Below are 7467 nucleotides of genomic sequence, written 5' to 3'. Positions count from 1 at the left end.
GGGCTAAAAACATAATGTGATTATCCGCAATGATGCCAAGTGCCTTAGATTCTTTGCTTATCTGGTCGGAAGACCGATGACCGAAGTGAACTCAAATATAATTTTGAACAAATTCTAGGTTGCTTTTCCCTCTTTACTGATAGAAAAAGCGGATATACATAAGACGTAAATATAAGATTCCATTGCTGGCATGTCTTTTTATGTAAATCAGTGGGTAGAAAATAGTTTTTCTGCTCTACAGAATTGATTTAGGCAATCCAACTTATGAGCGATCAAGCAATCTCCCAAGTCAGTACAGTTACTTTGTTAAGATTTCAAGGATCTAATGCCTTCTGGATTTTTGCTCAGATGCCGAAAGCTCCAAAAAAATTCGAAAAGGTATCCGGACTCAAATTTTTCAAACTAATGGGAAGTGGGGGGAAAAATGGTTTTTCTAAAATGCTGAATGTCAATATCTATGCGCTTCACTGTGTCTGGGATTCAGAAGAGCATGCGAATGATTTTTTTCAGAGATCAACGATGTTTTCAGAATTTAAAAATAGAACAACCGAGCTGTTTACTATCTTCTTGAAGGCCACCAGAGCACATGGCCTTTGGTCAGGATCAAACCCTTATCAAACTCAGAACTTAACCCCTACTGGACCTATTGCAGTAATCACCAGGGCTAGGATAAAATTAAAGTTTCTCCCAAAATTCTGGAGTAAAGTACCCTCTTTGGGAAAAAAAGTCGATGAGGTCAATGGCTCAATTTATTCAATTGGAATAGGCGAATATCCATGGTTTATGCAGGCGACTTTTAGCATTTGGGAATCATACGAAGCTATGCACAACTATGCCTATGGAAATCCACTTCACCTCGAAGTAATCAAAAAAACACGAGAGCTAGGCTGGTACGCAGAAGAACTCTTTGCAAGTTTTATCCCCTACAAAACTGAAGGGACTTGGGGTAAACTACATGATCAATTGAACGGTAAATTATAAGCTTATAATAAGTAAGGGTGAGCGATTTTTCACCCTTACACTAAAATTCATCTCTGGCTGCCTTAAACTCACTGCCATCATACCATTTCGGGAAGTAATCCTCATTCGCGACTTTCATTCCTACCTCAAAAAACAGCTGTAAATCCAATTGTACTCCGTTAAGATTGGTAGTTGATGGATCGTATGCGTCAGAGGGTTGATGATATTTATTGATTCGATAGTTATCATTATGCTCTTTTATCTCGGCTATTGTGTAATCAAATCCCTCATAAGAGCCGCTAGCGTATAAAGCTGGAATTCCGATTTTGGCAAAGTTGAAGTGGTCAGATCTGAAGAAATAACCTTTTTCGGCTTCAGGGTCTGGGATGATATACCTTCCTTGTGCCAGAGCAACTTCCTTAGCATATTCATCCATTTCTGATTGACCATAGCCAGTTATCGTAAGGTCCTTCATCTTTCCAGGACTATCAAGTGCATCAATGTTGATATTTGCAACTGTCTTCTTTGGATCAAAAATTGGGTTTTCTGCATAATAAGCTGATCCCAATAAGCCTTGCTCCTCACCTGTCAAGGCGATAAATACTACAGAGCGTTGGGTTGCAATAGTTTTCTTAAATGCCTCTGCAATAGCTAATAAGCCAGCAGTTCCTGAAGCGTTATCTACAGCGCCATTGTAGATGGAGTCACCTTCTATTGCTTTACCAACTCCAAAATGATCCCAATGTGCAGAGTAAATAATCACCTCATCTTTTCTATCAGTACCGGGAATCATAGCCAGCACATTTTTGGAAACATCCCTTTTGATCTCATTCTGAATAGAAACCGATACCTTCAAATCCAATGGAATTGGTTTAAAGTTTTGATCCCGGGATAGGGTTTTTATAGTCCTGACCTTTCATTGACGAAGCTTCAAACATTTTCGCAGCACTTTCCCCACTGATCCATGACTCGACATTTAGCTGTGGTAAAGCGCTTTCTATAATTAATCGGGCTCCTGTCCAACCTGATTCAATAACATTCCAACCGTAAGAAGCAGGTTCGGTATCGTGAATAATAATTAATCCAGCTGCACCTTGTCTTGCCGCCTCCTCATACTTATAAGTCCATCGGCCATAGTAAGTCATTTCATTGCCTTTGAATAAAGTAGAATCTCCTGACTGAAAGCCGGGATCATTTATCAGCACAACAGCCGTTTTGCCTTTCCAATCAATCCCTTCATAGTCATTCCATCCGTATTCCGGAGCCACTATCCCATATCCTGCAAAAACAAGCTCTGAGTTATCAAGACTGACCTTGGACTCTATTCTGTTCGTCGTAGCTACAAAATCCTTTAAAACAGTTAATTCAACGCTCCCTTTATTACCAGAAATCATCATCTTTTCTGAAGGAGTACCTGTGATTTCGACCATAGGCACATCCTGAAAAAAACTATCTCCATTCCCTGGCACAAGACCTAATTTCTCGAATTCATCTTTCAGATAATTCACTGTTTTGACTTCTCCTTCTGTAAATGGTTTTCTTCCCACAAACTCATCGGAAGCTAGACGTGCTATATGATCACTAATGGTAGATTCGTCTACTTCAGTCACCTCTGTGACCTTATTCGGATCTGCATCACAGCTAGCACAAACGACTAGTACAAAAAATAGTAAGTGGCTCTTCATGATTTATCGTTTAAGTAAAAGAACATAGTGCTTATTCCAGCGACAATGGAATCTACTAATGGTGAATAAGTTACTTGAAATAACTGAGAATTGAATAGAAGGATTAGTAACATCGCAACTGCCAGCCCTTTTTTCCAATTCCCTTTCTACTGAGAATCCCTTATTTTTGCATCCCATGCTCGAAAATTTTGATTCCCTTACTTTTGATCTCCCTGTATCGGAGATTATTCCTCAAGTTAAATCCCAGCTTTCTTCCGCTAATTCTTTGATCATCCAAGCGCCTCCTGGGGCTGGAAAGAGCACGCTGCTTCCGCTGACTTTACTGGATGAGCCTTGGCTAGCTGGTAAGAAGATCATAATGCTGGAGCCAAGAAGATTGGCCACAAAGACGATTGCCCAACGAATGGCTTCTATGACGGATACCCAATTGGGTGATCTGATAGGTTATAGAATCAGATTTGAATCGGCTATTTCTGCTAATACAAGATTGGAAGTTATTACTGAAGGTATTTTGACGCGCATGCTGCATTCAGATAACGCGTTGGAGGATGTGGGATTGGTGATCTTTGATGAGTTTCATGAGCGCAATCTTCACTCTGAAGTTGCGCTGGCACTTTGCCGGGAAGTGCAGCAAGTTCTGAGACCTGATCTTCGGATTTTGTTAATGTCTGCGACAATCGATGCGAAAGTCCTCTCGGGCATGCTTAAGTCTACAGTAATCGAGAGTAAAGGTCGGCAGTATCCTGTGGAAGTGAATTACATGAAGGAGTTGGATGAATATGCTATCGGAGAGGATGCTGCGAGACAGATTATTCCTTTGACCAAAGTTCATGAGGGTGATTTCTTAGTGTTTTTACCTGGTCAAGGGGAAATCCGAAAGGCTCAGGAAATTCTACGAAAAGCGCTTCCAGATGATCTCATATTTCCTCTTTATGGTCAGCTTTCGCCAGGATGATCAGAACAGAGCGATCATGCCTCACCCTTCGGGAAAAAGGAAAATTGTACTTTCTACTGACATTGCTGAGACTTCATTGACTATTGAAGGAGTGAAAGTGGTGGTGGATTCAGGCTTCGCCAAATCATCTAGATTTGATCCAAGGTCTGGTTTATCAAGACTGGTTTTGCATAGAATCAGCAAGGATTCTGCTGATCAAAGGTCCGGCCGAGCAGGACGATTGACTGCTGGTCATTCCTATCGATTATGGACTAAATCCATTCAAAATCAACTGAATGAGTATAGAACTCCAGAATTGATGGAAGCTGACTTGACTGGTTTGGTGCTGGATATGAAAGCTTGGGGCAAACAGGATATTCGCTCCATGACTTGGCTTACACCTCCTCCAGCTGGAACTTTGGCTTTGGCAGAAAAAACATTGGAATCCATAGAAGCTATTGTAGATGGTGAGCTAACACCACACGGTAATGAAATTCATAAGTTACCAACACACCCGCGAATTGCGCACATGCTAATCAATGCAGAAGAGATTGATCAGTTAGGTTTGGCTACTGATATAGCAGCTATTCTGGATGAGCGCGATCCGCTGGGGCCTGATGCTGGGGTGGATTTGAATCTAAGAATTGAAGCACTTCGCCGATATAGGAAACATGATGTAGCTATCCCTCGCATTAAAAAGATTGAAAAGATGGCGGGTTCTTACCGTCGCATGTTCAATATTCAGCCCGACAATAGTCCTGTTGATCCATGGCAAACAGGTCTACTCCTAGCCTATGCTTATCCTGAGCGAATCGCTGCAGCTCGTCCTGGTAATAATGCCCAGTTTCAACTGGCCAATGGAAAAATAGCCCAAATTGGACATAAGGATGATCTGGCTCATGAGTCTTGGCTTGCTGTGGCTCACGTAGACGCTCGGGAAGGAATGGGGAAAATCTGGATGGCTGCTCCAATTAATCCAAAGGACTTGGCCCCTATGTTGAAAACTAAAGAAGTGCTGAAATGGGATAGAAAAAAAGGTGGATTGCAAGCACATGCTGAGATTCGCATTGGATCGATTATCCTTGGTACTAGACCATTGGCAAAGTATTCCGATGGAGACGTGACAGAAGCAATTCTAGAGGCGATCCGCGAGGATGGAGAGTATTTGCTTGATTTCAATGAAGATGTAGAGCAATTAATTTTGCGAGTGCAAAACTTAAAAAGCTGGTATCCTGAGCAATCTTGGCCTAGCTGGTCAGTAGCCGAACTATGTGAAAAACCAGAAGTTTGGATCGCTCCATATTTACAGCACATCACGAAAAATGAGGATTTCAAAAAGTTAAACCTGAGTCAAATACTTTTACACTCTCTTGATTTTGAGCAACAAAAGGGACTCGATAAGCTTGCACCAGCAAGCATTGAGGTGCCATCTGGCAGTAAAATAAAATTGCAATACCGTAAGGATGAAATCCCTCTTCTAGCCGTAAGACTTCAAGAACTTTTCGGTTTGCTAGAAACCCCAACTGTCAATAGTGGCAAAGTAAAGGTGCTGATTGAGATGTTATCACCAGGATATAAGCCAGTTCAACTCACGCAGGATCTTAAAAGCTTTTGGCAAAATGGGTATTATGAAGTGAAGAAAGAACTAAAAAGACGCTATCCAAAGCATGAATGGCCTGAAGACCCAATAGCAGCCGAAGCTGTTAGAGGTGTGAAAAAGAAGTATTGACTTTAGGCAGCGACAGGATTAAAGTTATCCAAGTAGTTCAGGAATTGAAGGAAGGCTGCTATAGTAAATGGCGTCATTTCTTCAGAATTGATCTTCTCGAGGAAGGACTGTCTTAGAATAGGGTAATCTTCCGGATTGTAGAGTTTACTTAACGCAGTAGATCTTAAAGGCTGACTCTACCATATTGTAATTTTCAAATGAACCTTCCTTATGATTTAAAAATTCCTGCTCGAGTACATAGGGATCAATCATTTGATCTAGCCATCTGAAACCTGTTGTTAGAAAGAAATTTTCTATTGAATAAACTAATTCAGAAAGTTGCTTTTCATTTGATACCCTGATTTTACGTGGGTAACAATTCCCCAAATTGTTGGCCGTTCGCGCCAAGGTAATGGATTGTTCAGCATAGTCATCAGGAGTTGGAAGGTACTTTTTAACCAATTCTTCCACTTCATTTATACGAATTCCCAAATGATATTCAACCCAACTCTCGTTAGAACCTTCTACAAAATGAACGTAAACTATCTGTTTTCCATGAGGAAAAACCTTCTCAAAGAACAATTGTGATTGATTTAATTCAAATCCATTTTCCTTGAAAAATTCCGAGTGCAGACAAATAACATCCTTTTTCCTCATTACAACATTCCTTTTTTGTATTATAAAAACACAATAATCAGGCAAATGTTGTTAGTCCTCTGTAAATAATTCCCGAATTTCTTCCAAGATGGGTTCTACTTCTAATTTTTTTAATTGAAGACTTCCTTCGTCTTCTGGATTGTGCAGGTAATGGTTCCAATGTTTTTCAGCCTTTCGAAGTGTTCGCGGAGTCATATCGAATTCCACTTCATCCAAATACATCTTAGCCAATGCTTGAGCTTTGAAATTGCCAAAGAGAAATACTCTAAAAATATCCACAAAACGAAGGCTTAAATCGAATTCCTCCAAAATTTGAACAAAGGCTCCTTGATGAGCTCTATTTTTTTTGTCTGTAATAGCCTCAAAAATCGCATCAAGAGACTCTTCATTGTATGGAGATTGGGAAAGTGCTCGACAAGCTAAGTAAGAAACCTCCCAGTTGTCCCCTTTAACCAGCTCAATGACCGCGTTCTTTCCGGTTTCGTCAAGTTTTTTTTCCAATTTATCTGCAAAGTAAAAAGCCTCCTTTTCATTAGGATCGCTCATGCGCATAATCAAGCTTTGGATTTCCTCGTCCATGATTTTTCGGTTTATTTGTGCAAATATAATTGAAAAGCCTCCCCCGCTATGATTTCCGGCAATCCTAAGTTAATTAGTCTTGAAAAGTACCAGTCAATTCTGGATCTCAGCACAAGGCTAGGATTGATTAGCTCTTTTGAAAAAGCCAAGCACCAGTGGATAATATCGGATTCTGAGTCTTGGCTAGCCCGGGTTTCCCTTCCTTGGAATATGTCGCCTAACAAATCCGGCGAACTGGAATTAAAAGATGATTTTCATTTAGGGATAGTAATGATCCGCGCTGGAATAGCAGTTACAGGCTATTTTCATAATGGTGAAATGCTGGATCATAAAGTTTTCCGAGCTTATATGGTTCGGCAAAAACAAGGAAAAAGTCAGATCAAATATTTAAAGACTAAGGGTAAATCGAGAGCAGGATCTCGATTGAGATTGGGAGAATCTGAGCAGTTTTTCGAGGAAATCAATCAGCGACTCCAACAATACGAGAAGAATTATGCGATATCAACGTGGGGTATCAGTTGTGGAAAAACGCTCTGGCCTTATTTCTTTGGAAGTGAAACACCGACCCCGTTTTCCAAGAATGCAGAAAATTTAATAAGTATTCCGTTTCATGTGCAGCAACCTGATTTTGAAACTTTACAAGCTATTCATAAGAAGTTGACTGGAGTTCATTTATTGCTTTCTGATAAAGGTCAAGAGATCTTTAGTAAGTTGGACGATATAGATCAAAGTGCTGAAAATGAGGATAATAATTGGTAATTAATAAATAACGTAGGTCATTTATTAATATCCATGAGCCTCTTAGTCAAGTAAATGATCTGATACGTTTTATGGCCTGAATGGTCCATGCTTTTTCAATTGACTTGGATCCTTGTAAATTTTTAATCTATTCAAACCTATAATTCAATAGAGTGTAATTTGAAATGATTTCCCTTTTGACTCAT

8 protein-coding genes are annotated in these 7467 nt (G+C 40.1%); 4 read left to right on the top strand and 4 right to left on the bottom strand.

The window, feature by feature from the left end; genetic code table 11:
* Positions 1-264: 264 nt before the first annotated feature.
* Complete coding sequence (locus tag AC0L6R_RS01685) at positions 265-981, top strand: spheroidene monooxygenase (protein ID WP_473269645.1); 717 nt, start codon at positions 265-267, stop codon at positions 979-981.
* A gap of 40 nt (positions 982-1021) precedes the next feature.
* Here the strand turns inward: AC0L6R_RS01685 and AC0L6R_RS01680 are convergent, their stop codons facing one another.
* Both AC0L6R_RS01680 and AC0L6R_RS01675 read right to left on the bottom strand, forming a co-directional pair.
* Positions 1022-1822, bottom strand: coding sequence for a M28 family peptidase (locus AC0L6R_RS01680; RefSeq protein ID WP_473269644.1), 801 nt, complete (start codon positions 1820-1822; stop codon positions 1022-1024).
* 10 nt (positions 1823-1832) lie between these two features.
* A complete protein-coding gene (locus tag AC0L6R_RS01675) occupies positions 1833-2645 on the bottom strand; it encodes a hypothetical protein (protein ID WP_473269643.1) in 813 nt (270 codons plus the stop codon).
* A 175-nt stretch (positions 2646-2820) separates the two neighbouring features.
* Here AC0L6R_RS01675 and AC0L6R_RS01670 point away from each other — a divergent pair, with 175 nt between their 5' ends.
* Positions 2821-3600, top strand: coding sequence for a DEAD/DEAH box helicase (locus AC0L6R_RS01670; protein ID WP_473269642.1), 780 nt, complete (start codon positions 2821-2823; stop codon positions 3598-3600).
* Positions 3557-5308, top strand: a complete 1752-nt coding sequence (gene hrpB, locus AC0L6R_RS01665) for an ATP-dependent helicase HrpB (protein WP_473269639.1) — start codon at positions 3557-3559, stop codon at positions 5306-5308. The genes AC0L6R_RS01670 and hrpB overlap by 44 nt, the downstream gene beginning before the upstream one ends.
* A 144-nt stretch (positions 5309-5452) precedes the next feature.
* Here hrpB and AC0L6R_RS01660 read toward each other — a convergent pair whose 3' ends face one another.
* Both AC0L6R_RS01660 and AC0L6R_RS01655 read right to left on the bottom strand, forming a co-directional pair.
* On the bottom strand, positions 5453-5944 hold the full coding sequence (locus AC0L6R_RS01660; protein ID WP_473269638.1) for a hypothetical protein: 492 nt from the start codon (positions 5942-5944) through the stop codon (positions 5453-5455).
* A gap of 51 nt (positions 5945-5995) precedes the next feature.
* Complete coding sequence (locus tag AC0L6R_RS01655) at positions 5996-6523, bottom strand: HEAT repeat domain-containing protein (RefSeq protein ID WP_473269637.1); 528 nt, start codon at positions 6521-6523, stop codon at positions 5996-5998.
* A gap of 48 nt (positions 6524-6571) precedes the next feature.
* On the opposite strand from AC0L6R_RS01655, the gene AC0L6R_RS01650 reads away from it, so the two are divergent.
* Complete coding sequence (locus AC0L6R_RS01650) at positions 6572-7282, top strand: hypothetical protein (RefSeq protein WP_473269636.1); 711 nt, start codon at positions 6572-6574, stop codon at positions 7280-7282.
* Positions 7283-7467 lie beyond the last annotated feature (185 nt).

Source organism: Algoriphagus sp. 10J20-15, assembly GCF_055809615.1.
The sequence above is the reverse complement of the archived record's forward strand: the minus strand, read 5'-3'. Positions and strand labels throughout refer to the sequence as shown.

Bases quoted from the DNA above. Each gene is read 5' to 3' on its own strand.
- AC0L6R_RS01685 (WP_473269645.1), top strand. From the start codon at position 265: ATGAGCGATCAAGCAATCTCCCAAGTCAGTACAGTTACTTTGTTAAGA.
- AC0L6R_RS01675 (WP_473269643.1), bottom strand. From the start codon at position 2,645: ATGAAGAGCCACTTACTATTTTTTGTACTAGTCGTTTGTGCTAGCTGT.
- AC0L6R_RS01670 (WP_473269642.1), top strand. From the start codon at position 2,821: ATGCTCGAAAATTTTGATTCCCTTACTTTTGATCTCCCTGTATCGGAG.
- hrpB (WP_473269639.1), top strand. From the start codon at position 3,557: ATGATCTCATATTTCCTCTTTATGGTCAGCTTTCGCCAGGATGATCAG.
- AC0L6R_RS01660 (WP_473269638.1), bottom strand. From the start codon at position 5,944: ATGAGGAAAAAGGATGTTATTTGTCTGCACTCGGAATTTTTCAAGGAA.
- AC0L6R_RS01655 (WP_473269637.1), bottom strand. From the start codon at position 6,523: ATGGACGAGGAAATCCAAAGCTTGATTATGCGCATGAGCGATCCTAAT.
- AC0L6R_RS01650 (WP_473269636.1), top strand. From the start codon at position 6,572: ATGATTTCCGGCAATCCTAAGTTAATTAGTCTTGAAAAGTACCAGTCA.